General features: G+C 44.3%; 21 protein-coding genes. 13 read left to right on the top strand and 8 right to left on the bottom strand.

Annotated elements, in window-relative coordinates:
* The first annotated feature begins 247 nt into the window (after positions 1-247).
* From pepT to MSG35_RS01385, 3 genes are all read left to right on the top strand, one after another.
* Entirely contained in the window at positions 248-1,480 is a 1,233-nt protein-coding gene (gene pepT / locus MSG35_RS01395) for a peptidase T (RefSeq protein WP_081230872.1), read from the top strand.
* A gap of 76 nt (positions 1,481-1,556) precedes the next feature.
* Positions 1,557-2,024, top strand: coding sequence for a DM13 domain-containing protein (locus tag MSG35_RS01390; protein WP_050632925.1), 468 nt, complete (start codon positions 1,557-1,559; stop codon positions 2,022-2,024).
* A 135-nt stretch (positions 2,025-2,159) separates the two neighbouring features.
* Positions 2,160-3,002 (top strand): mechanosensitive ion channel family protein, encoded by an 843-nt coding sequence (locus MSG35_RS01385; RefSeq protein ID WP_019825095.1) that lies wholly within the window; start codon positions 2,160-2,162, stop codon positions 3,000-3,002.
* Between the two features lie 144 nt (positions 3,003-3,146).
* Here the strand turns inward: MSG35_RS01385 and MSG35_RS01380 are convergent, their stop codons facing one another.
* Complete coding sequence (locus MSG35_RS01380; RefSeq protein ID WP_004737813.1) at positions 3,147-3,590, bottom strand: cytidine/deoxycytidylate deaminase family protein; 444 nt, start codon at positions 3,588-3,590, stop codon at positions 3,147-3,149.
* 259 nt (positions 3,591-3,849) lie between these two features.
* Here MSG35_RS01380 and MSG35_RS01375 point away from each other — a divergent pair, with 259 nt between their 5' ends.
* The 3 genes from MSG35_RS01375 to MSG35_RS01365 all read left to right on the top strand — a co-directional run bounded on the left by MSG35_RS01375 (position 3,850) and on the right by MSG35_RS01365 (position 9,171).
* Entirely contained in the window at positions 3,850-4,986 is a 1,137-nt protein-coding gene (locus tag MSG35_RS01375) for an efflux RND transporter periplasmic adaptor subunit (RefSeq protein ID WP_029405640.1), read from the top strand.
* Between the two features lie 11 nt (positions 4,987-4,997).
* Positions 4,998-8,150 (top strand): multidrug efflux RND transporter permease subunit, encoded by a 3,153-nt coding sequence (locus MSG35_RS01370; protein WP_050644317.1) that lies wholly within the window; start codon positions 4,998-5,000, stop codon positions 8,148-8,150.
* Positions 8,151-8,484: 334 nt separating this feature from the next.
* Complete coding sequence (locus MSG35_RS01365) at positions 8,485-9,171, top strand: MaoC family dehydratase (protein WP_172378761.1); 687 nt, start codon at positions 8,485-8,487, stop codon at positions 9,169-9,171.
* A 76-nt stretch (positions 9,172-9,247) separates the two neighbouring features.
* On the opposite strand, the gene MSG35_RS01360 is transcribed toward MSG35_RS01365, so the two are convergent.
* Positions 9,248-10,063 (bottom strand): phosphate ABC transporter substrate-binding protein, encoded by an 816-nt coding sequence (locus MSG35_RS01360; protein ID WP_017064361.1) that lies wholly within the window; start codon positions 10,061-10,063, stop codon positions 9,248-9,250.
* Positions 10,064-10,316: 253 nt separating this feature from the next.
* On the opposite strand from MSG35_RS01360, the gene MSG35_RS01355 reads away from it, so the two are divergent.
* Positions 10,317-10,679 (top strand): DUF3024 domain-containing protein, encoded by a 363-nt coding sequence (locus MSG35_RS01355; RefSeq protein WP_050632930.1) that lies wholly within the window; start codon positions 10,317-10,319, stop codon positions 10,677-10,679.
* A gap of 185 nt (positions 10,680-10,864) precedes the next feature.
* On the opposite strand, the gene MSG35_RS01350 is transcribed toward MSG35_RS01355, so the two are convergent.
* On the bottom strand, positions 10,865-11,695 hold the full coding sequence (locus MSG35_RS01350; protein ID WP_048614807.1) for an AraC family transcriptional regulator: 831 nt from the start codon (positions 11,693-11,695) through the stop codon (positions 10,865-10,867).
* Positions 11,696-11,852: 157 nt separating this feature from the next.
* Positions 11,853-13,859, bottom strand: coding sequence for an exoribonuclease II (gene rnb / locus MSG35_RS01345; RefSeq protein ID WP_248382552.1), 2,007 nt, complete (start codon positions 13,857-13,859; stop codon positions 11,853-11,855).
* Between the two features lie 308 nt (positions 13,860-14,167).
* Here rnb and MSG35_RS01340 point away from each other — a divergent pair, with 308 nt between their 5' ends.
* The gene (locus MSG35_RS01340) at positions 14,168-16,237 is read left to right on the top strand and encodes a DEAD/DEAH box helicase (RefSeq protein WP_080582207.1); all 2,070 of its coding nucleotides are present in this window, start codon (positions 14,168-14,170) and stop codon (positions 16,235-16,237) included.
* A 731-nt stretch (positions 16,238-16,968) separates the two neighbouring features.
* On the top strand, positions 16,969-18,162 hold the full coding sequence (locus MSG35_RS01335) for an acetate/propionate family kinase (protein ID WP_108082395.1): 1,194 nt from the start codon (positions 16,969-16,971) through the stop codon (positions 18,160-18,162).
* A gap of 409 nt (positions 18,163-18,571) precedes the next feature.
* On the opposite strand, the gene MSG35_RS01330 is transcribed toward MSG35_RS01335, so the two are convergent.
* Positions 18,572-18,934, bottom strand: a complete 363-nt coding sequence (locus MSG35_RS01330) for a NirD/YgiW/YdeI family stress tolerance protein (protein WP_050650881.1) — start codon at positions 18,932-18,934, stop codon at positions 18,572-18,574.
* Positions 18,935-19,421: 487 nt separating this feature from the next.
* The gene (locus tag MSG35_RS01325) at positions 19,422-19,637 is read right to left on the bottom strand and encodes a hypothetical protein (protein ID WP_017067490.1); all 216 of its coding nucleotides are present in this window, start codon (positions 19,635-19,637) and stop codon (positions 19,422-19,424) included.
* 170 nt (positions 19,638-19,807) lie between these two features.
* On the opposite strand from MSG35_RS01325, the gene MSG35_RS01320 reads away from it, so the two are divergent.
* Positions 19,808-20,857, top strand: coding sequence for a cysteine synthase A (locus MSG35_RS01320; RefSeq protein WP_248383232.1), 1,050 nt, complete (start codon positions 19,808-19,810; stop codon positions 20,855-20,857).
* 78 nt (positions 20,858-20,935) lie between these two features.
* Here MSG35_RS01320 and MSG35_RS01315 read toward each other — a convergent pair whose 3' ends face one another.
* Complete coding sequence (locus MSG35_RS01315) at positions 20,936-21,502, bottom strand: XRE family transcriptional regulator (protein ID WP_060980482.1); 567 nt, start codon at positions 21,500-21,502, stop codon at positions 20,936-20,938.
* A 99-nt stretch (positions 21,503-21,601) separates the two neighbouring features.
* Here MSG35_RS01315 and MSG35_RS01310 point away from each other — a divergent pair, with 99 nt between their 5' ends.
* Both MSG35_RS01310 and MSG35_RS01305 read left to right on the top strand, forming a co-directional pair.
* Positions 21,602-22,795 (top strand): benzoate/H(+) symporter BenE family transporter, encoded by a 1,194-nt coding sequence (locus tag MSG35_RS01310; protein WP_248382550.1) that lies wholly within the window; start codon positions 21,602-21,604, stop codon positions 22,793-22,795.
* A gap of 170 nt (positions 22,796-22,965) precedes the next feature.
* Positions 22,966-23,352: a hypothetical protein gene (locus MSG35_RS01305; protein WP_248382549.1), complete on the top strand. Its 387-nt coding sequence runs from the start codon at positions 22,966-22,968 to the stop codon at positions 23,350-23,352.
* A gap of 142 nt (positions 23,353-23,494) precedes the next feature.
* Here the strand turns inward: MSG35_RS01305 and MSG35_RS01300 are convergent, their stop codons facing one another.
* Positions 23,495-24,433 carry a LysR family transcriptional regulator gene (locus tag MSG35_RS01300; protein WP_050646645.1) on the bottom strand — a complete coding sequence of 313 codons (939 nt, stop codon included), beginning with the start codon at positions 24,431-24,433 and terminating at the stop codon, positions 23,495-23,497.
* Between the two features lie 268 nt (positions 24,434-24,701).
* Here MSG35_RS01300 and MSG35_RS01295 point away from each other — a divergent pair, with 268 nt between their 5' ends.
* Complete coding sequence (locus MSG35_RS01295) at positions 24,702-25,469, top strand: glycine betaine ABC transporter substrate-binding protein (protein WP_248383230.1); 768 nt, start codon at positions 24,702-24,704, stop codon at positions 25,467-25,469.
* Positions 25,470-25,510: the final 41 nt, after the last annotated feature.

The raw sequence follows: 25,510 nt of genomic DNA, 5'->3' as shown, positions 1-25,510 counted from the left end.
TGCGTACAAAGCGATCTCTTATCATCCGTATGCAATGTTGAACTGACGAAACCCTCTGTTTTCAAGTATAGGAAGCGCATCTAATTTCGCACAATAATGATTTAGAGCAATTACATACATGGTCAGGGGCGTAAGATGAAACTCCTCGCTACTGACTCTGCGTTTGTATTTATATAACAATACATCGCTTATCTATCTTAATAACTAGGTCAGTAAATCAATTACTTAACCCATGGTGAGATGAATTATGGAAAAGCTTGTAGAACGTTTTCTGAATTACGTTACTTTTGATACCAAATCCGATCCTTCTAATCAGCAATGCCCAAGTTCACCGGGTCAGATTACCTTTGCTGAAGCCTTAAAGTTAGAATTGGTGGCATTAGACTTAGTTGATGTGTCTTTAGATGACAATGGATACTTGATGGCGAAACTGCCGTCGAATGTCGATTATCCAGTGCCTGCGATTGGCTTTGTGGCGCACATGGATACCGCTCCTGACGCATCAGGCGCCAACGTGAAACCACAAGTGATTAAAGATTACCGAGGTGGAACGATTGAATTAGGGGAAAGTGGCGAGAGTTTGAACCCAAGCCAGTACCCAGATCTTGATTCTTTACATGGTCACGACCTTATTACGACTGACGGCACAACTCTGCTTGGTGCCGACAACAAAGCGGGTATCGCTGAAATCATCAGTGCAATTGCTTACCTAAAAGCGAATCCAGACATCAAACACGGTGACATCTGCATTGGTTTCACACCGGATGAAGAGATTGGCCGCGGTGCGAACCTGTTTGACGTTGAAAAGTTTGGCGCCGAGTGGGCGTACACCATTGATGGTGGCCCAGTTGGGGAGTTGGAATTTGAGAACTTCAATGCCACGAGCGCCGATGTTATCTGTCATGGCGTGAACGTTCACCCGGGCACCGCAAAAGGTAAAATGGTGAACTCGATGAACATTGCAGCGCAATTCCAATTGATGATGCCTGCGCAAGAAACACCTGAGTGCACAGAAGGTTATGAAGGCTTCTACCACCTGAAATCGGCGGAAATGGGTGTGGCTCGCTCTGAACTGGGATACATCATCCGTGATTTTGAACGTGAGGGTGTAGAAGCGCGTAAGGTATTCATGCAGCAGAAAGTGGACGAGTTGAATGAGCGCCTTGAGAAAGGCCGCGTTGAGCTGGTGCTAACCGATAGCTACTTCAATATGAAAGAGATGGTTGAACCGCATCAACATATTATTGAATTAGCGAAGCAAGCGATGATTAAGTGCGATGTTGAGCCAATGATCAAGCCTATCCGAGGTGGTACAGACGGTGCTCGCTTATCTTTCATGGGGCTACCATGTCCGAATATCTTTACTGGCGGCTACAACTTCCACGGTATTCATGAGTTCATTACCATTCAAGGCATGGAGCAAGCGGTAAAAGTGATTGTTGAATTGTCTCAACGTACAGCGACGCATTACCAAAAATAGAACATCAGAGCGTTATATCTCTTTGTATTTTTAAGAGTATTCAATAATACTCTCTTTAAGCATAAGGGAGTACGCGATGAAAAAGTTAGTTTTACTTTGCACCCACTTAGCCGTGGGTGCTGTTGGTTTTGGGCTGGGTGTTTACGCATTACCTATCTTGATTGAGCCTGATTCTCCTTCCTCAAGTTCTGTTGAAGCGATCAGTAAGCAGGCTATCTACACGGGTGAGTTCACTAAAGATCGACAAGACAGTGACTTTTTACACTGGGGAGAAGGTATCGTTTCAGTGTCTGAAAGTGCGATAGCTTTTGAAGGTGAACTGGCGCCGGGACCTGATTACAAGGTTTACCTTTCACCTAAGTTCATTGAAACCGAGCAAGCTTTCAATGACAGCAAGAATGAGTTGCTGAGAGTCGGAGATGTAAAAACATTCGACCGTTTTATGGTTGAGCTTCCCGAAGGTACTGATCTTAATCGGTTTAATACGGTTGTGATTTGGTGTGAAACTTTTGGTCAATTTATTACTTCTGCCAAGATAAAATGATAGCCTTAGCTTGGCTAATACCAGAATGAAATCGAGCGCTCAACAATTGAGCGCTTTTTCATAGCGAAGTCTCCGCTAATCGTGAAAATGCTAATTGTTGTAAAGCTCGTCGTTATAAAGCTAAAGGAATAAGTAATGGAAAAGTTGTGGCAAGTAATTGATTTTCTACTCGCTCATAAGTTTATTTTTAGTGCGTTGATTATCACTATTATATTAATCATTCGCCGAATCACCTTATCTCAAATAAGAGGTGATGTTGCTTTCCTTAGTGAAGACCAACGTAACTGGATGTCACGAACCAAAAACGGCACATTCGCGATTATTGTTGTAACGTTATTTGTGTTGTGGAAATCCGAAATCAGCGAGTTTGCGCTGTCAGTAACGGCCATTGCTGTTGCTATAGTAGTGGCCTCAAAAGAGATCATTTTGTGTTTCACTGGTTCTATTCAACGTGCGAGTTCTCGCTCATTTAGAATCGGCGACTGGATCGAAGTGGGTAAAATCAGCGGTGAAGTGATTGAGCACAATTTGATGGCGACTGTGATTCAAGAAATCGATTTGTATCATGGGCAATATCACTTCACTGGCAAGACAGCCACGCTGCCTAATAGTATGTTCTTCACTTATCCGGTAAAGAACCTCAACTTCATGAAGCGCTATGTTTATCATAACTTTTTTGTGACGGTGAAAGACTTTGTAAACCTATACCCTATGCTGCCGGGTCTTATTGTGAAAATTGAAGAGCACTGTGAAGAGTTTATCGATGTTGCCCGCCGTTACAACGGTGTGATCGAAAAGCACGCTGGCGTTGACCTTCCGGGTTCTGAGCCTCACATCCATATCACAAGCAGTTCGACAGGTGAGCAAGAAGTGCACTTTATGATCTTCTGTCCGACCGAAAAAGCGATTCATTTAGAGCAAGATATTCGTAAAGACTTTATGGAAGCGTACGCGGAAGCATTCCCAACGAGCGCTTAGTTTGCTCATCAGTTTACAGTGACCAAGCTATAGCCTCTAAACTATAGCTTCCAAAATATAGCGACCAAACTATAAGTCCAAACAAAAGAAAGCCGAGAGCGATAATATCGACTCTCGGCTTTTTTGTTCTTGCTATCTGTTAGCTTAATCTAGGTCAGCGAGTGGTAACCAATCCACTTGTACTCCAGCTTGCTCAAACATATCTTGGCTAACTTTAATCTTGTCGCCCCAGCGAGAAAGAAAATCTTCACTTTGCTCTGGGCAATGTACCGCTGAAATACCTGTTTGGATGATTTTTGCAGCACAGTTTGGACAAGGGAAATGCGTCACCCAGATTTCGCAGCTGTCCAAATCACGTTTAGCAAATAAAATTGCATTTTCTTCAGCGTGAAGCGTCTTGAGGTACTTCATCTCTCTGTCATCAGTATCCGCACTATCAGACACGCCATGTGGGTAGCCATTAAAACCAACAGAAACGATGCGGTTGTGCTTAGTGATTACGGCGCCGACTTGAGTTGAAGGATCTTTACTCCAAGAACCGACCAATTCCGCCATTTGATAGAAACGTTTAGCCCATTTTGAAATCATGAGAATTCCTTAACAATTAAATGTGAATGCTTATCTGTCTGACAATACATTATGTTAGACAATATCCATAGAGAACAAAAGCTGAGAGATTGATTTACTTAGGAATTGTAGCGTGTTTGTAATCACTTTATAAGCGCTTGGTTTCAATTAACATATTGATACACTTTGGCCAGTTATAATTGATATTCCTCGGACAATGGTAGCAGATGTGTTACGTAAATTTTATGCTGTTCAAATACTAATAAGTGACGGTATAACCATGCGTAAAAAGTTGATCCTTACTGCTCTTGCAAGCTCTCTTATTCTTGCTGGGTGTGGACAAGATGCTCAAAATGCCAAGCAAGCACCTTTACCTCTCGTAGCTGTACAGGATGTTAGCGTTGTTTCTCACCAGCAAAGTAAGTCGTATATCGGTCGTATAGAAGCCGTTGAAGACACGGCTATTACAGCGCAGGTTTCTGGCTACCTACAAAGCCGTCATTTTAATGAAGGCCAAATGGTTGAAAAGGGTCAATTGCTTTACTCGATAGAACCTTCTTCGTTTGAAGCCGAAGTAGCAAGCGCAAAAGCGTCTGTTGCTCAAGCGAACGCGAACCTTAAAAAAGCTGAGCTTGATTTTAATCGTGGTAAAAATCTACTCCCGAAAGGCAGTATCTCTCAATCTGAATTTGATGCATTAACCGCAAACTTGTTAGGTTCTCAAGCACAGCTTGAAGCAAGCCAAGCACAGCTAAATGCTGCGAATGTTCAGCTTTCTCATACCAAAATCATCGCGCCGTTCTCTGGCCGTATTAGCGATACCAAAGTGAGCACGGGTGATCTGGTTTCACCGTCTTCAGGTGTATTGACTACGTTGGTTAGCCTAGACCCAATCCACGCATCGTTCAGCATCAGTGAGCGTGAGCGTATTGAGCTGGGTATGGACCGCATCGAAGGCGATGGCAGCAGCGACTCTGCAGGTGTTGAAGTTCAGATCATGCTTGAGAACGGTGAAGCGTTCGAACACCTAGGTCAGCTTGACTTCTTAGGCAACCGTATAAACCTCAATACTGGTACGATCGCGATGCGTGCGATTGCCGATAACCCGAATCAGCAACTACTTCCAGGCCAACACGTTCGCGTTGATCTACGTGAGAAACAATCTATTGATGTTGTGACTATTCCTCGTCGCGCAGTGCAAACCGACCTCGAAGGTGACTTCGTGATGGTATTGGTTGAAAGCGAAGCTGAACCTGTTGCTGAGCGCAGAAACATCGAGATGGGCCGTCAGATTGAAGGTGGCGTGATTGTTCATTCTGGATTAGAGAAAAACGACGCGGTCATCACTCAAGGCCTACAGCGTGTGCGTAATGGCATGTCTGTTCGTATTCAAGCTTCTGCTGAACAAGCTGAGTAAGGGGGCTATTTATGTTAAGTCGTTTCTTTATTCAAAGGCCTAAGTTCGCCCTTGTTATATCCATAATCTTAACGCTGGCGGGTGCGATTTCTCTCGCTATATTGCCAGTGGCTGAATATCCAAAAATAAGCCCACCGTCGGTCAGTGTGTCGGCATTCTACACGGGCGCAAGTGCTGAAGTGGTGGAACAGGCGATAGCCGACCCCATAGAAACGTCGGTTAACGGCGTAGAAGATATGATCTACATGTCTTCTAAAAGTGCTAACGATGGTTCATACAACCTTAACGTGACCTTTGATGTTGGTACTGATCCAGATATGGCTCAGGTCAACGTTCAGAACCGAGTTGCTCAGATCGAATCGAAGCTTCCACAAGAAGTAAGAATGGTGGGTGTAACGGTTAAGAAGCGTTCTCCAGACCTGTTGATGGTATTGAACTTCTATTCGCCAAACGGTGAGTACAATGACCAATTCCTGATCAACTACGTGAACTTGAACATTAAAGATCAGCTGGCTCGTGTGAAGGGCATCAGTGAAGTTAACGTATTGGGTGGTGGCGAATACGCGATGCGTGTTTGGTTAGATCCTGAGAAAATGGCTAACCTCAATATAACCACCTCTGACGTGAATCGCGCCTTGGCTGAACAGAACGTTCAGGTAGCGGCTGGCCGTATTGGTGCAGCACCTTACGACAACGCACAAGAAGTGCAGTTCAACTTGGTAACCAAAGGCCGACTAGAAACGGCTGATGAGTTTGAAAATGTTGTGCTTCGCGCTAGCCAGGATGGTTCAACGGTTTACTTAAAAGACATCGCACGTGTTGAGCTTGGTAAAAAGTTCTACGACGGCAATGGTAAATACCGTGGTCAAGACGCTTCTATCGTAACGCTGTCACTTCAATCAGACGCTAACGCGCTGGAAAGTGGTAAAGCGGTAATGGCGATGCTGGAAAACTTAAGCAAGAACTTTCCAGAAGGCGTGGCGTATGAAGCAAGTTACGACACCACACTGTTTGTTGCTGAGTCGATCAAAGGGGTAGTAAAGACCCTAATCGAAGCTATCTTGCTGGTTATTGCGGTAACGTACCTGTTCTTGGGTAGTGCGCGTGCAACCTTGATTCCTGTGGTCGCGATTCCGGTATCTTTGATTGGTACGTTTGCCATCATGCAGATGACGGGTTTCACCATCAACACGGTAACTCTGTTTGGTTTGATACTAGCGATTGGTATCGTAGTAGATGATGCGATCTTGGTTATCGAGAACGTTGATACCACGATGGCTAAAGACCCAACCATTTCGCCGCGTAAAGCAACGCTCATCGCGATGAAAGAAGTAACGGGTCCGATCATTACTTCTACTTTGGTTCTGTTAGCAGTATTCATTCCAGTAGCGATGCTGCCAGGCATCACTGGCATCATGTATCGTCAGTTCGCTCTGACTATCTGTATTGCGGTTGTTATCTCTTCTATTAACGCTCTAACGCTGTCACCAGCATTGTGTTCATTGGTTCTTAAGCAGGGCGGTGGTAACACAGCACGTTGGTATCAAGCGTTTAACCGTGGTCTTGAATCCGTAACCAACAAATACGGTCAAATTGCAGGCTTCCTTGTGAAAAAGGGTGTTCTACTGTTTACCTTCTTTGTTGTGGCGCTAGCGGCGGTAACTTACTTCGCGAAAACCACCTCTACGGCATTTGTACCTCAAGAAGATAAAGGCATCTTGCTGGTTAACGTGCAGCTTCCTGACGCGGCATCACTGTCTCGTACAGAAGATGTGACTGAGCAGTTGCTAGAGATGGTTGAGCAAGAGCCGGGTGTTGATGGCGTAACACTGGTTAATGGCTATGCATTCATGACGGGCGCGTCTGCTTCGAATGGTGCGTCGCTATTTATCAAGCTTCACGATTGGGATATGCGTAACGCACTGGACGGTCAACATTCAGCGCAAGCTATCTCACAACGCATTAACGGTCGAGCAGCAACAGAATTGCCTCAAGCGATTGTATTTGCAATGGGACCTCCAGCAGTACCGGGTATGGGTGCAGCTTCTGGTTTTGAGTTCGTTCTTGAAGATACATTAGGTCGTAGCCGAACTGATCTAGCGATGGTTATGAATGACGTGATTGCAGAGGCCGCTAAACAGCCCGAGATTTCACATACATTCAGTACCTTCCGTGCCAATGTACCGCACTACTATGTCGACATTGACCGTGAGAAAGCGCAGCAACTTGGTATTCCGTTGTCGGAAATCTTCCAAACACTACAAGGTAACCTAGGTTCTCTGTACGTGAATGATTTCACCATGTTTGGTAAGAACTTCCGCGTAACCATGCAAGCTGACAGTGAACACCGTAGCAGCATGGACGACCTACAACGATTCCACGTTCGCTCGTCTAATGGCGAGATGATCCCGTTAAGCACATTGGTGACTTACGACCAGATCTTTGAACCGGATGTAGCATGGCGTTACAACATGTACCGCAGTGCGGTGATTCAAGGTCAACCTGCAGAAGGTTACTCAAGTGGTGATGCGATTGCGGCAATGGAACGCGTAGCTGCAGAAGTATTGCCTCAGGGTTATCAGTACGAATGGACAGGCATGGCTTACCAAGAAGTACTAGCAGGTAACCAAGCGATCTTTGCTTTCGCACTGGCTCTGATCTTCATCTATCTGTTTATGGTGGCTCAATACGAGAGTTGGACAATACCGATTGCGATTATCCTCGTGGTACCTGTCGCAACCTTAGGCTCCTTCTTAGCGTTGAATCTAACGGGCACACCGTTGAACCTATATGCACAGATTGGTTTGGTTCTCTTGATAGCCTTGGCCGCGAAGAACGCAATCTTGATTGTGGAATTCGCAAAGGTTGAGCGTGAAGAGAAAGACGCACCGATTGAAGATGCGGCGGTGAAGGGCGGTACGTTACGTTTCCGTGCTGTGAACATGACGTCTTGGTCGTTCATCTTAGGTATCTTCCCGCTTATCTTTGCTGCGGGCGCAGGTCACGTGAGTCAGAACTCTTTGGGTATTTCACTGATCGGCGGCCTGTTATGTGTGTTACTGGCGGGTACGTTCCTAATCCCTGGCTTCTACGCATTCGTGCAACGTAAGCGTGAGAAAGCACACGGTGGTAATACCAAGCTGGTTCCGCTTGATGACGAATAGGGGATTGAGTGTCTTGTAAGATTCGTCTCTTACAAGACCAACCCTTGGGAAATTAATTACTTGTAAAAACTAAGGCTTAGCATTGCGCTAAGCCTTTTTTTATTCCACTGATGAATAAAAACGCCTTTTATATAAACAAATGTTTGTTATGTGATAGAGCTAACACTCTAATTTGGGTTTTGTAATAAAATGATGTTTTATTGGTAAGTGTATGTTTAATATGATTTTAACAAGGTTCAGCTAACGGTTGTATGCTCGAAAACATTTGCACAATAGTGTGAAGTGTTTCAAAATTACGAAGTTATATTGAAATTTTTTGTGCATTGAGGTTCTTATGAAAGTCATTGATTTATTTAAACACCGAGGCGATAGCATGTCTTCGCAACACTCAGAGTTTATGCAATGGATGTCTCCAGCTCTTAGAGATTACTGGGGCGACTTTCTTAATCGTACGCAAAATAGTCATTTCTTTGCGTGGGTTCGTGATCACCACAAACCTGCTGTCAATGAAGATGCACCAGAGATGCCGGTTGAACAGCCGATCTTACTTAAGCCAGAAGCACAACTTGTGTTTGATGAGCTTAGTCAACAGATCGGTGAAGTCATCCATACTGGCGACTGGATCAATGTAAGTCAAGACCGTATTAACCAGTTCGGCCTTGTTACTGAAGATATGCAGTGGATCCACACTGAGCCTGAAAAAGCGGAAACAGACTCTCCGTTCAAAACAACCATCGCACATGGTTTTTTAACTTTATCTCTGCTTCCTCGATTGACTGACAGTGTTGACCCTGACAAGTCTCAATTCCCAACAGCGAAGATGGTCGTAAACATTGGTCTTAACCAAGTACGTTTCCCATACCCTGTTAAATCGGGCAGTAACGTTCGTGCTAAGAGTACGCTAACAAAAGTAACGCCAATCAAGAAAGGCCTAGAGATTGAACGCGAAATTCGCGTAGAAATCGAAGGTATTCGTCGTCCTGGCGCTGTGATCGTTTCCGTGATTCAACTTCACTTCTAAACGAACTCTATAGATTCCAAAAAAAAGAGAGAGCTTAATGCTCTCTCTTTTTTTTCATAAGATAAAACTCACTCACTTATTTAATGCGAGTGTAGCCGTACTCTTCGATAAGGTCTTGCCCTTGCTTTGACTTCACGAACTTGATGAAGTCTTTGCTCTCGTCAGAAACTGAGTCTGTCTTGTGCAGCAACAAGAATGGGCGAGCCAATTCATAGCTGTGGTTAGCAATGTTCTTAGATGTTGGCTCTACGCCTTCAAATGTAATTGCTTTAATCGAACGGTCGATCGAACCAACAGAGATAAAACCAATCGCGTGCGGGTTATGGTTAACAATCGTTTTAACCATGCTGTTGCTGTTTACAACCAAGTTATTTGGGTTGATGTCAGACACTAGACGGTCATTAATGATTTTCGTTAAACCAAGCAAGCTTTCGAAGCTGTAGCGGGAACCAGAAGACGCTTCGCGAGTGACAACTGCGATAGGCTGATCTGCGCCACCCACAGCTTTCCAGTTCGTGATTTTGCCTTTGTAGATATCGAACAGCTGCTCACGTGTAACGTTGCTTACAGCGTTTGAGCGGTTAGTTACGACAGCTAGGCCGTCAAAGGCAATTGGAAATACCTTCAACTTCTCGTCTTGTTCGCGGTCGGTTAAATAACGCGAACTCATACCGATGTCAGAGACACCTTTATTAACCATGGTAATACCTGCTGTAGAACCAATGCCCTGAACCGCAATATAGTTATCAGGGTGAGTCTTGTTGTACTCCTCAGCTAATACATCCATCACTCGTGATACTGAAGTGGAGCCCGAAATAGTGGTTTCTTGTGCTAAAGCAGCATGAGAAGACAGGGCTAAGGATAAAAGAGAGGCAAGCGCGACTCGTAACATAAACAACTCCTAGTTAATAACATTTGTCGCATATGATAGGTCGGTTATATGACACTTTTGTGAAATTCCATACGCTTGATGTATAGCTGTTCACTTGGTGAGTCATAGCTTTTGGGGTTTACGAAAGCAAGATTCGTTTCTGGGAGCAGGGCGGGTATTTTGATTGCGCTTGTTCGCTAAAATGTTTGTTGAGTCCTAAGCTAAGTAGAGGAATTCACTACTTAGAAGTTTCTATGAAGTTACAAGGGGTGTTATGTCCGTTATTCATATCGAACTGAATCGTCTTTTAATTGGGGCTGAGAAGCTCTGTACATCTCGAAATCGCAGTTTACCTGTCGAGCTAGGCAAATCTCTATATGAAGAGTGTGAGGGTGGTGTGCTGTTTTCTCAGGCGCATTATCTACTCGACTCATCTCACAGTGATTATACAAACGAGATCGCCTGCGTGACCTTTGATGAGTCGTTATCTTGTTGGTTAGTGATGGTGCCGCTTGAAGGGGATGTCGAAACCGACTCTGTGAATTGGGGGCCTTATCCGTACCTGCCTAAATCGAAGGATCTTGATGCTATTTTGGCGGAAATAGAAAAAGACCCTAAATCGTACTTCTGGTCATAGTCACTCCGGCTTCCCGTTTGCTGGTGGCCTGTTCCTGAAGATAATTAGCTGAATCTCAAAACTCAACCACTAAGTCCCAAAACCAAATGACCTCACCCCAAATCCAAGTGGCCTAATATTGAAGCCACTTGGTTTACACCAGTTCCCAACTAAGACGTTCACGTCAATCCTATTGCTTTGTTTGTTTAAACTTGCGGCTTTACGCTTTGCAGTTGTGCTTGTGCCACTAGCGAACGGAAGTCTTTTGGTGTTTTGCCGTGATACGTTTTAAAGGCCGTGCTGAAGTGAGCGGCACTTTTAAAACCGGACTCATACGCGATTTGAGTGATCGACTTATCCGATGTTCTTAGCTGAGTGGCTGCATGAGCAATACGTTTTATCTTTAATAGGTTTGAGAACGACAGATCTTCAGCGGATAAGCGACGTTTAAGCGTAGCCGGTGACATTCCCATGTAACTGGCGAGCGTATCCAAAGAGATATTGTTTTCAATGTTTTGCTCGATGTAATGAATGACTCTTTGGGTCACGGTTAACCTTGAAGCTCGAGCAATAATAGCCAATAGAGCAGGGTACTGTTCCACCATCAAAGACAGCAAGCTTAAGCCTAACTGAGTGAGTGCGTAGTCATTCTGAGACGAAGAGTTGGCCAGTGACATGATGAGATCTTTCAACTGACAGAGCTCAGTATCCGTTTGATTGAACTTAATGTACTTGTCTGGGATTCGAGTGGATTCTAAATCGCTGAACTGATTAATGAACTTCTGAAAGATAGCCAAATCAAAATCTAAGCAGGTTGCGCTGAATTCGCCATTTTCAGTGTTAACCGTGATGTCTTTAATCTGACCAGAATTGTAAAGGGTGAAGTCTCCGGCTTGCAACGAGGCTTGAGTACCATTGGGTAGCACAAAAGAAATGCTGCCTTTCGATACCATAAAGATACCGTTTTTAGAGGCAGGATAACGTTCTCGTCTCCTGGGAATGAAGTTTCTGAACTGAGTAACTGTGATTGATGACATAGTGAGCTTCTTTGACGTTGTAAATTGATTGCTTATTGATTGTTTTTTTTAAGTATTGTTTAAGCATGAGACATTTACAAAAAAGGCGCTAATAATTAGCGCCTTTAGAAGTGAACCTTGAAAGCCGTAACCTTGAAAGTCGTAGCTGTTAAAGCCTTTAAGCTTCGGTTTCGTTTGTCGTTTCAGGCTCGCTAGGCAAGTCCGCAAATACTTGAGTAGGTTTTGCTACTAAGTTACGGTTTTCCTGATTAACTTCTGAGAGAACTACTTCTAAAACGTCTCCCAGTTTGTATACCATTTCTTTATCGATAGATACAGTACCCATATCACCGTTGCACTCTATTCTTTCTTTATTATTAAGAATGAGAGATCCAGGGATAAATGCAGCTGCACCATTTTCAAGTAAACGTACACGCATACCTGCACGGTTAATATCGAAAATCTCAGCTTGGAAACGAGTTTCTTCTGCTGGAGCATTGGCTAGAGTGCGAGCATACAACCAATCGCCAACATTACGCTCAGCCATGCCGTGGTGACGGCGGTGCAGGGCAAGTTCATCACCAATGGTTTCATCCGGTGTTTGAACTGGCGCTTTACCTAAAATGTGCGCTTTCAGCATACGGTGGTTAATCATGTCGCCGTATTTACGGATTGGAGATGTCCAAGTTGCGTAAATATCTAACCCCATCGCGTAGTGCGGAGCAGGCTCATTGCTGATCTCGCTGTACGCTTGGAATTTACGAATACGGTTGTCGTAGTAGCTATTGTCTAAAGAGCCTAACCAACGACGTAGAGTAGCAAAACCTTCTAGAGAAACGATTTGCTCTTCAGTGAACGGTGTTTCCGCTTGCGGGTTTACCAGTTCAAGAACGTCAGAGACTTTCTCAGCCTTGAAGCCAGAGTGGCAGTTAAACACACCTTGGTTGAAGCTTTCTTTTAGTACTCGGCCCGCACAGATGTTCGCGCTGATCATTGATTCTTCAACCAGCTTGTTTGCGCTACGACGCATGTCAGCGTGGATAGCGACAACATCGTTATCTTCGCTCAGTTCAAAACGGTAGTCAGGGCGATCTGGGAACACAACAGCATTTGCTGAGCGCCATGCTGAACGTGCTTGAGCAAATTGGTGAAGATCAGAAACAATTGCAGCAATCTCTTCTGATGGTTGCCATTTCTCTGATGTACCTGTCTCTAGCCAGTCTGATACGTTGTCGTAAGCAAGACGAGCATGAGATTTGATGTTTGCAGCGAAGAAGTTAATGTCATCACCGATAACGCCATCTTTAGATACCGTTACTGTACAGCAAAGTGCAGGACGAACTTCGTTCTCGATCAGTGAACATAGGTTGTCAGCAAGATCACGAGGCAACATTGGGATGTTGCGACCAGGAAGGTAGATTGTGAAACCGCGCTCGCGAGCCACTTTATCCATCGCATCATCTGGAGAGATGTAAGCCGTTGGATCAGCAATTGCGATAGTCAGTTCAAAATCGCCGTTCTCTTTCTTCTTCGCGTAAAGCGCGTCATCCATATCTTTTGTGCTTTCGCCATCGATAGTCACAAAAGGGACGTGCGTCATGTCTACACGTTCAAGATCGGCGTCATCGTTGATTAGCCAGTTGTCGATGCCTTCAGGCTCGCTGTTTGGTAGATCGTTTTGTGCCAGCGTTACCCACCAAGGTGCAATCTTGTCATCAGCGTCTGTGATTTTCTCAGAGATCTGAGCCAAGAAGCCATTGTCACCTTTTAATGGGTGTTGAACGATATGAGCAACAACCCAGTCACCTTCTTTAAGCGTTTCAGGGTTTAGACCCTTCATTGCTTTCGCTTTAAGTTGCAGTTTTTTGAGCTGCGGGTGATCAGGAACAACGTTCAATCGGCCTTTGAAAAGCTTAACCCGCGCAATAAAGCGAGTAAGACCTTGTTCAACCAATTCCTCAGGCTCTGCTACTTCGCGCTCTTTCTCTGTGCGAATGATGGCAATCACCTTGTCACCGTGCACACATTTCTTCATGTATGGAGGTGGGATAAAGAAGCTTGTTTTGCTATCAACTTCGAGAAAACCAAAGCCTTTTTCAGTGGCTTTGATAGTACCTTCCTTTTTAGGGAGGGTTTCTTGGATTTGCTGCTTGAGCTGAGCGAGTAGAGGATTATCTTGAAACATTTGACTTTTATCTAACGAGAACAATTGAGCACACTATAATCATTGCGAGGCCCGATTACTACTTAAAGCCGAAGAGAGCGTAAATTAATTGCCCTCTTATTTAACTCTATCAATTTGGTCGAACTCTATCGCCCTGACGAGATATTCATCAAGTTTTGACGATATGATAGCCAGTATTGATAGAAAACCGAAAAATATGTGATGTATTTCAATTTTTTCTGGCTTTTTTTATGCATTTAGGGAATAATCCGCCTCCCTTAGACGTCCCTAATGGCTTGAAGTGTTTTATTACTGCTTCGTAACTCTGAATGGAATCAGTATCTGATTGGATCAGTATTGGAATTGATAGAGCTCCCGGGACCTTTTGTTTACTTATATATAGTGGGATCCCAATGTCCGAATCTGTAATTCAATTTAATGAATTAGCCCTAAACGATAACATTCTTTCAGCTCTTGATAGCATGGGTTTCGTTTCTCCGACTCCAATCCAAGCAGCAGCTATTCCTCTTCTTCTTGAAGGCCGTGACGCACTAGGTAAAGCACAGACTGGTACTGGTAAAACAGCAGCATTCTCTCTGCCTTTACTTAACAAAATCAACCTGAACCAACACAAACCACAAGCAATCATCATGGCTCCTACTCGTGAGCTAGCGATTCAAGTTGCTGCGGAAATCAAAAACCTTGGCCGTGATATCAAAGGTCTTAAAGTTATTGAAATCTACGGTGGTGCTTCAATTGTTGACCAAATGCGTGCTCTAAGCCGCGGTGCTCACATTGTTGTTGGTACTCCAGGTCGTGTTAAAGACTTACTAACTCGTGACCGTCTACACCTAGATGAAGCACACACATTTGTTCTTGATGAAGCAGATGAAATGCTGAAAATGGGCTTCGTAGATGACGTTACTTGGATCCTAGAGCAAGCTCCAGAATCTGCACAACGTGTACTTTTCTCTGCAACTATGCCTCCAATGGTTAAGACTATTGTTGACCGTTACCTACGTAACCCGGCTAAAGTTGACGTTGCTGGTACTAACCACACAGTTGATAAAGTAGCGCAGAACTTCTGGGTTGTTAAAGGCGTAGAAAAAGACGAAGCAATGTCTCGTCTTCTAGAAACTGAAGAAACTGACGCGTCAATCGTATTCGTACGTACTCGTCAAGACACTGAGCGTCTAGCTGATTGGCTATCTGCACGTGGCTTCAAAGCTGCTGCACTGCACGGTGATATTCCTCAGTCTCTACGTGAGCGTACTGTTGATCACATCAAACAAGGTGTTATCGACATCCTAGTTGCAACTGACGTTGTAGCTCGTGGTCTTGATGTTCCACGTATCACTCACGTATTCAACTACGACATCCCATTCGATGTTGAATCTTACATCCACCGTATTGGTCGTACTGGCCGTGCTGGACGTAAAGGTAAAGCGATCCTACTAGTTCGCACTAACCAAATTCGTATGCTTCGCACAATCGAGCGCGTAACTAAGTCTCAAATGGAAGAAATCCAACTTCCTCTACGTGACCAAGTTGCTGCTGCACGTGTTGCTAAGCTTGGCGCTGAACTTGAAACTGAGAAAGAAAGCAAAGCACTAGAAAACTTTGCAGGTCTTATCTCTACTCTTCAAGAGTCTCTAGAAGTTGATGCTGCTACTCTAGCTGCAATGCTTCTTAAGCGTCAGCAAGGTAAGAGCCCACTATTCTACGTTGGCGAAGACCCAATGATCGCTGCTATTGAGCGTGATAAGAACCGTCGCAAAGAGCGTCGTGAAGATCGTGACAACGGCCGTGACGGTGGTGGTCGCAACTTCAATACTCAAGATTGGGATACTTACCAACTACAAGTTGGCCGTGAGCAAGGCGTTCAGGTTAAAGACATCGTTGGCGCACTAGCAAACGAACTTGGCCTAACTAAAGGTTCTATCGGTGCTATCAAGCTAGACCAAGGTTCTACTTACGTTCAACTGCCAAAAGCAATGAACTCTGAAACTGCTGGTAAGCTAAGCAAACTTCGCATTCGTCAAAAAGAAGCTGGCGCTGTAGTTGTTGATTTCAATGACTTCCGTGAGCCTCGTCGTGGCGGCGGCGGTCGTGATGGCAACCGTGGTGGCAACCGTGGCGGTCGTGATGGTGGCGGCTACCGTGGTAACCGTGAAGGCGGCAACCGCGAAGGTGGTAACCGTGAAGGCGGTCGTGGTGGATACCGTGGCAACCGTGATGGTGCTCGCGATGGTAACTCTGCTGGCGGACGTGATGGCGAACGTCGTTTCGACCGTAACCGTGGTGGCGATCACCGTGGTAACTTCCGTGGCGAACGTGGCCATGGTAACGGCAATGGCGGTGGTAACCGTGGTCGTCGTCCAGAGCGCAACGAAGGTTAATCAACCTGTCGCTTAGACGCTTTAGTCTAGACACTGAATTTAAAAGCCGAGCGTAATGCTCGGCTTTTTTGTGCCTGCTATTTGAACTTGAGCTTTGGTTGGTTCGATATTCGTAGCCAGCTTACTTTAATCAAGCTTCGTCCCTGTAACTATGCTTCGTTCATGTAACTAGGCATCGCGCCTAGAACTAATGTTAGTGCCTAAACTTAGCTGTATCGCGTTCTAAGCCTATACTGAAAGAACGTGCTACAAGATGCTAAAACAAAGAGTGAAGGCTATCTAAGCGACGTTACAGTGCATCTATTTGTAGAGTTGTGCTCGAAGGCAATCAAATTACTACTTTCAATTCCAGTGAGCTTTTTGATGCAAACACTGAGCAATTGAGAAATCGAGCAAAAAGTTATCGGTAATGATAAGCAGACGAAAGGGAAGGGTGGTTGTTTTCTAAGCGGATTACCTGCATTTGTTCGAGTCGCTCTAATTAACTGAATCAAGTTAAAAATAACGTGAGCACTCGTTTGCGTCACCTGTTCATTAATTTTCTTATTCAACTATTTTTTAATTTCGCTCTCGAAATAAATAATTTGATGACTAAGATCAACTTAATTGTGTTCATTTAGTGATTTTTTCAAAACAAAAGTTGAAAGATTCAAAAATTATTGAATAATGGGCTTAACTAAAATTGAAGTAAACACTTCATCCAATTCGTACTGAAACAGGATCCATATCCAATGTCTAATTCGTTTGTTCTGGTTATTAACTCGGGTAGTTCATCCCTAAAATTTGCTGTCATTGATTCTGTTTCTGGTGAAGCAGTATTGAGTGGCCTAGGGGAGTGTTTTGGTCTTGAAGATGCTCGCATGAGCTGGAAATATCAAGGCGAGAAAACTGAAATTGCCATTCAAGGTGAGGGTAACCACCACAAAATTGCCATTGGCAAACTAGTTGGCCTGATGGAAGATCTAGGCTTCACTGCTGATATCGTTGCTATCGGTCACCGTATCGTTCACGGCGGTGAGAAGTTCACTCAAACCGTTCGTATTACTGAAGAAGTAACGAACGAAATTGAAAGTCTATCTGACCTAGCTCCACTTCATAACCCTGCAGGTGCTATCGGCATCCGTGCTGCGATTGAAGCTTTCCCTTCTCTACCTCAATTTGCTGTATTTGATACGGCTTTCCACCAAACAATGCCACAACGTGCATTCACTGGTGCAATCGCAAAAGAACTATACACAGACTTTGGTGTTCGTCGTTACGGTTTTCACGGTACGAGCCACTACTTCGTTAGCCGTGAAGCTGCGAAAATGGTAAACAAGCCAGTTGAAGAAGCGAGTTTCATCTCTGTTCACCTAGGTAACGGTGCGTCTGTATGTGCTATCAAAGACGGTAATAGTGTTGATACATCAATGGGCTTCACACCGCTTTCTGGCCTTATGATGGGCACACGTTGTGGTGACCTAGACCCAGGCATCATCGAGTACCTACTTAAGAAAGGTTGGTCGCAAGAGCAAGTCTTCAACTCTCTTAACAAGGAGTCTGGCTTCCTAGGCGTGTCTGGTCTTACGAGCGATGCTCGTGGCATTTTAGAAGCAATGGAAGAGGGCCATGAAGGTGCTAAGTTAGCATTTGAGGTGTTTACTTACCGCGTATCAAAATACATTGCTTCTTACCTTGCAACGTTAGATTCTTTAGACGGAATCATCTTCACTGGCGGTATCGGTGAGAACTCTCTACCAATTCGTCGTGAGATCCTAAACAACCTTAAGATTCTTGGTTTTGTTGAAGATGTAGCTGGCAACGAAGCCGCTCGCTTTGGCGCTGAAGGCGTCATCGCGAAGTCTGAAATGCTAGACGCTGTAGCAATGGTTATCCCAACCAACGAAGAGTTCGTGATTGCTCAACAGTCGGTAGAACTTCTTTAATAGAGTCTGAGAAAATCAGATAATGAAAAGCGAGCCCAAGTGGCTCGTTTTTTGTTTTTTATGTTGGTTAAATCATCCCGAACGATACTTTCTTCATCTAGTAGACCTTCGAGTCAACGAGGCTAGAATTGACTTAATTATGCCCCAAAGTGAGTCACTTCTACATTTGTTTCCAAGCTCAAAAAAGGGCTCGGTAGAACCAAAATTCAGTCTGTAACCTAAGAATCTGGTTTTGTTAGAGAAAGTGAACGTTTTCTGAATTAGCGTTAGACGAGCATAGCTATTTAACTATGAGCGAGAACACAAAGTAAATACAGTGTTCTATTTATTACAGGTCTAAACGTTAAAGGAGCCACATGAGCTCCTTTGAGGGACAGTTGTCCTTTAGAAACCACTGTATTCAATCGATTTAGCTACCAATTGTAATTCTATCAACTTCAATTGTTGCCTCTTCCCAATTATCTTTTTCTACGTTGCCAATAATCGTTATCTGATCATTCGGAGCAATCGTCAAACCAGCCCAAGCTTCATCATCCACATCGATCACAATTGCGTTTTTACCATCAGTAAACTTGTACTCGTCGTCTCCCAGAGAGTGCACAATGTTACCCGTCACCTGAACCTGGGTATCATCTCTTGCTTCTAGAACTTGAGCAACCGTAACAGGAGCACTAGCCGTCGGGCCATTAAATCCGCCCGTTGTTGGTAAAGTGTTTGCTGTTGCGAAGCCTGAAGTCAGAACTAGTGTAGTAGCAATAAGTATGTTTTTCATAAGAACCTCTAAATAGTCATAGTTTGTTTTGATGGGTGTACTATGCAGGGGGAGTATTAATCGCGGATGAAAGTAGCGTTCATAATCTATTCATATTGAAAATACGTGGGACCATGATACATGTAATGTTTTTAAGTATTTGATATTAAAAATCATTTTAATAAAAATATTAATCGAAGAATTTTACTTGTTACGAAAATTATTCATCTTCTAGGGTGTTTGATCTTTGTTATCCAACCCTAGTTCAGCAATGAACTATGAGCGGAATCGCTTTCCAAGCTACAAGCACCAACTGAATAATCTGTAATAGAGTCTAAGAAAACCAGATAACGAAAAGCGAGCCCAAGTTGCAAGTGGCTCGCTTTTTTGTGTCTAGTAAAGATGCGTCTGAACGTTTTAACAGGGGGATAGCCTATAAGGTGTTCGTCAAACAGTTTTAGAACAGAGCTTCGATAGCGACTCATCGGGTGCTCTAGAAAAGCTAAGGTTATTTAGTCCCTGAGCGGTAGTTTGGATCTGTCCAGCATCGAGGTAACTCTTCACCTGACATAAACATCAGTTCGGACTTTTTAAACATCTCGGGGTCTTGCTGTTCTTCACCTGCTTGAAACCGACCTTCGATACTGTCTTGAAATAAGTTGGTTAATTTGGTCATTTCAGTAACATCTACGAGGTCACCGCTTTTTTTCTCTTTTAGAAACATTTTTTTGCCCTCAATCTAATCGATCACCCTTAATTATAATTGTTATTTGGAAAATGAGAGTGTTTTCAATTCCGGCACTTCTTGACTAAGCAGGTCTCAGAGCTACGCTTATGGTCATCGACAAACCAATCGAAGAACAAACCTATCCTCAACAAATAAACGGAGTCGCGATGTCATCTGCCCATATTGCAAACAATCTCAGCGAACTGATTGGCGATACTGATCTTGTTAGAATCAACAGTCTTTCAGAGATATCAGGTTGTGAGATTCTTCTTAAGTGCGAACACCAGAATCCGGGAGGTTCGATTAAAGATAGAGCAGCTCTTCAGCTTGTTAAGGATGCCGTAGAAGCTGGCAAGCTTAAGCCAGGGATGACAATCGTTGAAGGTACCGCAGGAAATACAGGGATCGGCCTTGCTCTAGTCGCTAAATCCCTCGGTTATAAAATGTTGGTGGTGATGCCAAAAGGGCAGGCACAAGAGAAAGAGCGTATGATCTCGCTTTATAACGCTGAGCTGTTATTGGTCGACCCTTGTCCGTTTGCAAAACCTGAACACTTTTACCACACGGCCAAGCGGATAGGCGTTGAAAATGAGAATTATTGGTGGGCAGATCAGTTCGAAAATCTCAGTAATTATCGAGCGCACTATTTAAATACTGGACCGGAAATATGGCAGCAAACCCAAGGGAATATTGATGCTCTAGTTTCTGTGGTGGGGACGGGCGGAACCATTGCCGGAAACTCACATTATCTATCTGAGCAGAAACCTAATCTCGAAACTTGGTTAGTTGACCCAAATGGGTCCGGCATTTATTCGTTTCTACGTAATGGACACTATCAATCAACGGGAAGTTCGTTCACGGAAGGCATAGGGATCATGCGAACGGTTGAAAATTTCAGGCAGGCAAAAATCAATCGTGCAATCACGCTTCCCGATCAGGATTTGGTGACGATATCCCGCCTTGTTGCGGAACATGACGGTATTCTTCTAGGAAGCAGTTCGTCGTTGAACGTAGCAGGTGCGCTATACGCTGCAGCTAGAATGGGGAAAGGGAAAACCATCGTTACATTTAGCTGTGACCTTGCTGAGCGCTCGTATTCGAAGCTGCATAACGAAGCGTTTCTGAAAGAAAAAGAGATACAGCTTAATAAAGAAAACCTTTCTCAACTATGGGCTCGTTATCAAGCAGAAGATGGCAGCATGGTTGTCAACGTATAGTTGTTCTAAGTTAATACTGGCCAGTGGTTTGCCACCCCTTTCGTGAGCGCTAAACATCCGTTAGCGCCAAATCTGGCACTATTGCTTGTTATTCGGGTAGTGAATCACATTATTAAATACGGCATTACCTTCACCGATATTTTTGTAGCCATGCTTCTGGTTAGCGTTAAAGCGAACGGCTTGTCCTGCCTGTAATGTTTGCCATTCACCATCAAAAAGCACGGCCATCTCTCCGGAAATACATAATATATGTTCAGTGACACCAGTGTTATGCGGGTCGGATTCATGCTGATAGCCAGGGGCGAGGGTTAGCTCGAAGATCTCAAACCCAAGTGCCTCTTCAAAAGGAAATAATAAGCTGACGAAGAAACCAACGTTATATTCTTCACGCCTTAACTCGTTTGCATCTCTGAATAAACTCGTCAGCTCATTGTTCGAACTTTCTGTGATGAAACTGGAAAATGACACTTCAAACCCAGATGCGATCTGCCAGAGCTTAGCGACTGTTGGGCTGGATTCTCCTCGTTCAATTTGTCCTAGCATTGCTTTACTCACGCCTGTTTCTTTGGCTGTTTTGTCTAAGCTCCAGCCTTTTTCTTGGCGAAGGCGTTTCAAGTTAACGCCGACTTTAATTTCTGTTTGCATATTTTCTCTACAAGTTTTTCAAAAATTAGTTGTGCGTTATAGCGCACAGGTGCTAAGTTCAGTCTATGGACGTTATAACGCACGCAGGAATAAATTAACATGACTAAGCTAAAATTTTCTCACGTCAGTACCGGCTTTATCGCTGTTTTCATTGGTTATGCGAGCGCCGCGGCGATCATTTTCCAAGCGGCAATGAGTGCTGGAGCAACCGAAGAACAAGTGGCGTCATGGTTTTGGGCGTTGGGAATTGGCATGGGCGTAACCACGATACTGCTCTCGTTTCACTACAAGAAGCCTGTGGTTACAGCGTGGTCGACGCCTGGAGCTGCGTTGTTAATCACGTCTCTTGAAGGGCTGACAATGAATCAGGCCGTGGCCGTGTTTTTGTTCAGTTCGATGTTGATCACGTTAGTTGGATTAGCGGGGATATTTGAGAAAGTCCTAAAACAGATTCCAACATCGATTGCCTCTGCGATGCTCGCGGGGATTCTATTGCAATTCGGTTTGGGTTTGTTCACGTCGTTAATGGAAGAGGCACAAGTCGTAGCGGTCATGCTCGCTGTATTTATTCTGGCGAAAGCGCGGTTAGGAAATTTACTGATCCCAAGCATTTTCATCATCGCACTGGTCATGTGTGTGGGTTTTGGCAAACTCGATGTCAGTCAGGTGACTATGGGATTAACGACCCCAGTGTTCATCACGCCCGATTTTGAGTTCTTTTCGTTGTTCAGTGTCGGTATCCCATTGTTCATAGTGACGATGGCTTCACAGAACTTACCGGGATTTGCGGTTCTAAAAGCGAACGGATACCAAGTCGATTCATCGAAGATCATTACCACCACTGGGGTGACAGGTTTGATCTTCGCACCATTTGGCGGTTTTGCGTATAACCTTGCAGCGATTACGGGCGCTATTTGCATGGGCCCGAATGCGGATAGTAATCCAAAGACACGTTATATGGCGGGGATCTGTATGGGCGGGTTTTACTTGTTAGCTGGCGTGATGGGGATGTCATTTGTGTCGCTGTTTAGCGCTGTGCCCTCCGAGATTGTCATTGCGGTTGCAGGCTTAGCGGTGATGCCGACCTTGATGAATTGTTTAGCCATTTCGATCGCAGACAACCACTATCGAGAGCCCGCACTTTTTACTTTCCTATTCACGGCTTCTGGCACCAATTTACTAGGGATCGGCAGTGCATTTTGGGGTCTGTGCATCGGGTTATTTTGTTGCTGGTTACACAATTACAAGGCTAAGTCGCGTGGAGTAGACAAGACTTCGCAAACTTCGTCGTAATGAGATGATCTCCCAAGTGAGCGAAGCCTTCAATTTATCAGTCGTCATTATGGTGCTCTGTACTTGGTAAAAATATTCAGATCGAAACAGCCTTAGGTTGTGATTGAGATAGTATTTTGCTACAAAACGCGCATAATCTCGCTATACAACATTTAAAGAAGAATTTACCTATGACTACCTTTCAATACTACTTTCACCAACTGCCTTGCTTCGACTGTAAAAAAACGACAGTAAGTACTGATCTTGGTTGGTTAACGCCTGCGATGAAAGACGATGCTATCGCACAAGTGACAGCGACACTTGCACAAGGCGAGGTTACACCCGATCTTTCAGCAGACGTGGTTTGTACGAAAGAAGAAGCTCGCGAGTACTTACTGCTTAATTTCTTTGGTTATTCAGAAGAAGAGCTAGCAAGCGGAATCGAAGCGGATGATGAAAAAGAAGTGGCAGACGAAATCGCAGAGCTAGTAGAAGAAGGTAAAGACACTATCATCTTCGAACATGAGATTGCTCTTCAGTGCTGTGCAGACTGCGATGTTGAAGACGAGTCAAACTAAGCTTTTGTATTAAGAGTATTAAACTAAGTACTCTTATTAAGGTTCATCATGAGGCTATGATGTTCTAATGATGAAAGGCGTTAGCGAATTGAAGTTCGCTAACGCCTTTTTTGTCTCTCTGTTTCTTATCTTTAAGCGGCGTTCAATCTAAAGATGTTGTGCTTTCTATAATGCCTTGTTTGCTCAGTTGCGAAAGGATCTCTGCGGTCTTCTCTCTGAATAAATCTCTCAGTAGACGCACAGTAGGGGTGATGGATTGGCGACTTGGACACACTAACCAGAGCTCGGTAGGGGTCGGCTTAAATTCAGGCATAACTTTAACCACTTCGCCTGAAAGCAGATGAGGTGACATGTCTAAACAAGATTTTATTGCCACCCCTTTACCCGCGATACACCAACGTCTTACAAGGTCTGCGTCGTTCGAAGCGCGATTTCCTTTTAGTTTCACTTTATGGTCTTGAGTACCATCGTTAAACACCCACTCGTCTTGCAACATGTCATGGAGTTGGTAAAGCAAACCATTGTGTTGTGCTAAGTCACTCGGGTGTTTTGGTGTGCCCATTTCAGCCAAGTATTCAGGAGCCGCACACAATATCCTCGGCACATCGCATATCTTGAAACCATACATGTTCGCATCGGTCGGGGAGCCGTAACGCAGCGCCATATCGACGGAATCTCGGTAGAAGTCGATATTGCTATCGCTGATGCTAGTGCGAAGCGTCGCCTTTGGGTATTCAAGTAAGAACTCATCTAACCAAGGTGTGATTAGGTTGCGTCCTAGATCCGATGAAAGCGCTATTCGAATTTCACCATCAAGAATACCGAGCTCTTCGCGCATGTTGAGCTTTGCTTGCTCCAACATCTTTAAGGCTTGTTCGCATTCCGGTAAATAACGTTCGCCTGCAGAAGAGAGCCTTAGGTGGCGCGTGGTTCTTACAAATAACTCCGCACCGAGTGCTGCTTCAACACGTTTTACTGCTGCACTCGCTGTGGCTGTACGCATATCAAGGTTGGTGGCTGCTGCGGTGATACTGCGAAACTCCGCCACTTTCAAAATGACCTGTAAGTCTTCAAGAAGCATATTATCTACCTGTATTGAATTATGTTCTAAACATGGCGTTGGGATATTTCCCCATCACAATCTGCAAATGGGTTATCTCTACTTATCACTTCTAAGTTAGCTTCAAATACTTAATTGTCAAAACCAATTTGATAATAATTCAAATGTGAGGCTGTTTTTCATTAGTAATTTTCTCACTATCATTTTCCCATATCGACAACGTAGCGCAGCACGCACTGTATGGACGAAACCTACGATCTAGGGGGATAAGATGACTAAGAAAATCACAATGGGTGTAACGGATTTGTCGTTCCACCGTACGACCGCATCATTGGTTGCCAATGTATTGAAATCCATGGGTTTTGAGGTAGAGCGTATTTTCTCTCCACATCAGGAGAACTTTGAAAAGCTGAAAACAGGCCAAGTGGATATGCTTTCTTCTGCGTGGTTGCCATCAAGTCACGGTATCTACAAAGCGGGCGTTGAAGAAGTTGAGCCACTTATCGATCTTGGGCTTCATTATGAACCTTATGCTTTGTGGGGCGTACCAGACTATGTGCCTGAAGAGGCGGTTTCTGAAGTCTCTGATTTATTAAAAGCTGAAGTGATCGAGAAAATGAACTCGACCATCCAAGGCATCAACCCCGGCGCTGGCATCACACGCTTCTCTATCCAGATGATGAAAGATTATGGCCTGAGCGATGCCGGCTACGAGTTCTTTCCTGGCAGTGAAGACGATTGTTTCAGTGCCTTTGAAAGTGCAGTCGCAAACAAAGAGTGGGTGGTAGTGCCACTGTGGAAACCTCAGTTTTTGCACTATCGTTACGATATTCGTGAGCTTAAAGAGCCAAAAGGCCTACTCGGAATAGTGGACAGAGCAGTGCTTCTTCTAAGAGGTGACAAGAAGCATCTGTTCAGCGAACAACAGATTCAGAAGTTGGATTCGCTGTGCTTCTCGAACGACATCATCGCAGAGCTGGATTACAAAGTTTGCCGTGAAGGTAAACCACAAGATCAAGTGACACATGCTTGGTTGATTGAGAATGGCCTGATTTAACCTCTAAGCCGTTGGTAATGCAGTTAGATGTCTGCATTACC

The organism is Vibrio sp. 1CM23M (assembly GCF_023161755.1).
GTDB lineage: Bacteria > Pseudomonadota > Gammaproteobacteria > Enterobacterales > Vibrionaceae > Vibrio > Vibrio coralliirubri.
Note: the sequence above shows the minus strand (reverse complement) of the source record. Positions and strands in the feature narration are given on the sequence as shown.

Bases quoted from the DNA above. Each gene is read 5' to 3' on its own strand.
- pepT (WP_081230872.1), top strand. From the start codon at position 248: ATGGAAAAGCTTGTAGAACGTTTTCTGAATTACGTTACTTTTGATACC.
- MSG35_RS01390 (WP_050632925.1), top strand. From the start codon at position 1,557: ATGAAAAAGTTAGTTTTACTTTGCACCCACTTAGCCGTGGGTGCTGTT.
- MSG35_RS01385 (WP_019825095.1), top strand. From the start codon at position 2,160: ATGGAAAAGTTGTGGCAAGTAATTGATTTTCTACTCGCTCATAAGTTT.
- MSG35_RS01380 (WP_004737813.1), bottom strand. From the start codon at position 3,590: ATGATTTCAAAATGGGCTAAACGTTTCTATCAAATGGCGGAATTGGTC.
- MSG35_RS01375 (WP_029405640.1), top strand. From the start codon at position 3,850: ATGCGTAAAAAGTTGATCCTTACTGCTCTTGCAAGCTCTCTTATTCTT.
- MSG35_RS01370 (WP_050644317.1), top strand. From the start codon at position 4,998: ATGTTAAGTCGTTTCTTTATTCAAAGGCCTAAGTTCGCCCTTGTTATA.
- MSG35_RS01365 (WP_172378761.1), top strand. From the start codon at position 8,485: ATGAAAGTCATTGATTTATTTAAACACCGAGGCGATAGCATGTCTTCG.
- MSG35_RS01360 (WP_017064361.1), bottom strand. From the start codon at position 10,063: ATGTTACGAGTCGCGCTTGCCTCTCTTTTATCCTTAGCCCTGTCTTCT.
- MSG35_RS01355 (WP_050632930.1), top strand. From the start codon at position 10,317: ATGTCCGTTATTCATATCGAACTGAATCGTCTTTTAATTGGGGCTGAG.
- MSG35_RS01350 (WP_048614807.1), bottom strand. From the start codon at position 11,695: ATGTCATCAATCACAGTTACTCAGTTCAGAAACTTCATTCCCAGGAGA.
- rnb (WP_248382552.1), bottom strand. From the start codon at position 13,859: ATGTTTCAAGATAATCCTCTACTCGCTCAGCTCAAGCAGCAAATCCAA.
- MSG35_RS01340 (WP_080582207.1), top strand. From the start codon at position 14,168: ATGGAATCAGTATCTGATTGGATCAGTATTGGAATTGATAGAGCTCCC.
- MSG35_RS01335 (WP_108082395.1), top strand. From the start codon at position 16,969: ATGTCTAATTCGTTTGTTCTGGTTATTAACTCGGGTAGTTCATCCCTA.
- MSG35_RS01330 (WP_050650881.1), bottom strand. From the start codon at position 18,934: ATGAAAAACATACTTATTGCTACTACACTAGTTCTGACTTCAGGCTTC.
- MSG35_RS01325 (WP_017067490.1), bottom strand. From the start codon at position 19,637: ATGTTTCTAAAAGAGAAAAAAAGCGGTGACCTCGTAGATGTTACTGAA.
- MSG35_RS01320 (WP_248383232.1), top strand. From the start codon at position 19,808: ATGTCATCTGCCCATATTGCAAACAATCTCAGCGAACTGATTGGCGAT.
- MSG35_RS01315 (WP_060980482.1), bottom strand. From the start codon at position 21,502: ATGCAAACAGAAATTAAAGTCGGCGTTAACTTGAAACGCCTTCGCCAA.
- MSG35_RS01310 (WP_248382550.1), top strand. From the start codon at position 21,602: ATGACTAAGCTAAAATTTTCTCACGTCAGTACCGGCTTTATCGCTGTT.
- MSG35_RS01305 (WP_248382549.1), top strand. From the start codon at position 22,966: ATGACTACCTTTCAATACTACTTTCACCAACTGCCTTGCTTCGACTGT.
- MSG35_RS01300 (WP_050646645.1), bottom strand. From the start codon at position 24,433: ATGCTTCTTGAAGACTTACAGGTCATTTTGAAAGTGGCGGAGTTTCGC.
- MSG35_RS01295 (WP_248383230.1), top strand. From the start codon at position 24,702: ATGGGTGTAACGGATTTGTCGTTCCACCGTACGACCGCATCATTGGTT.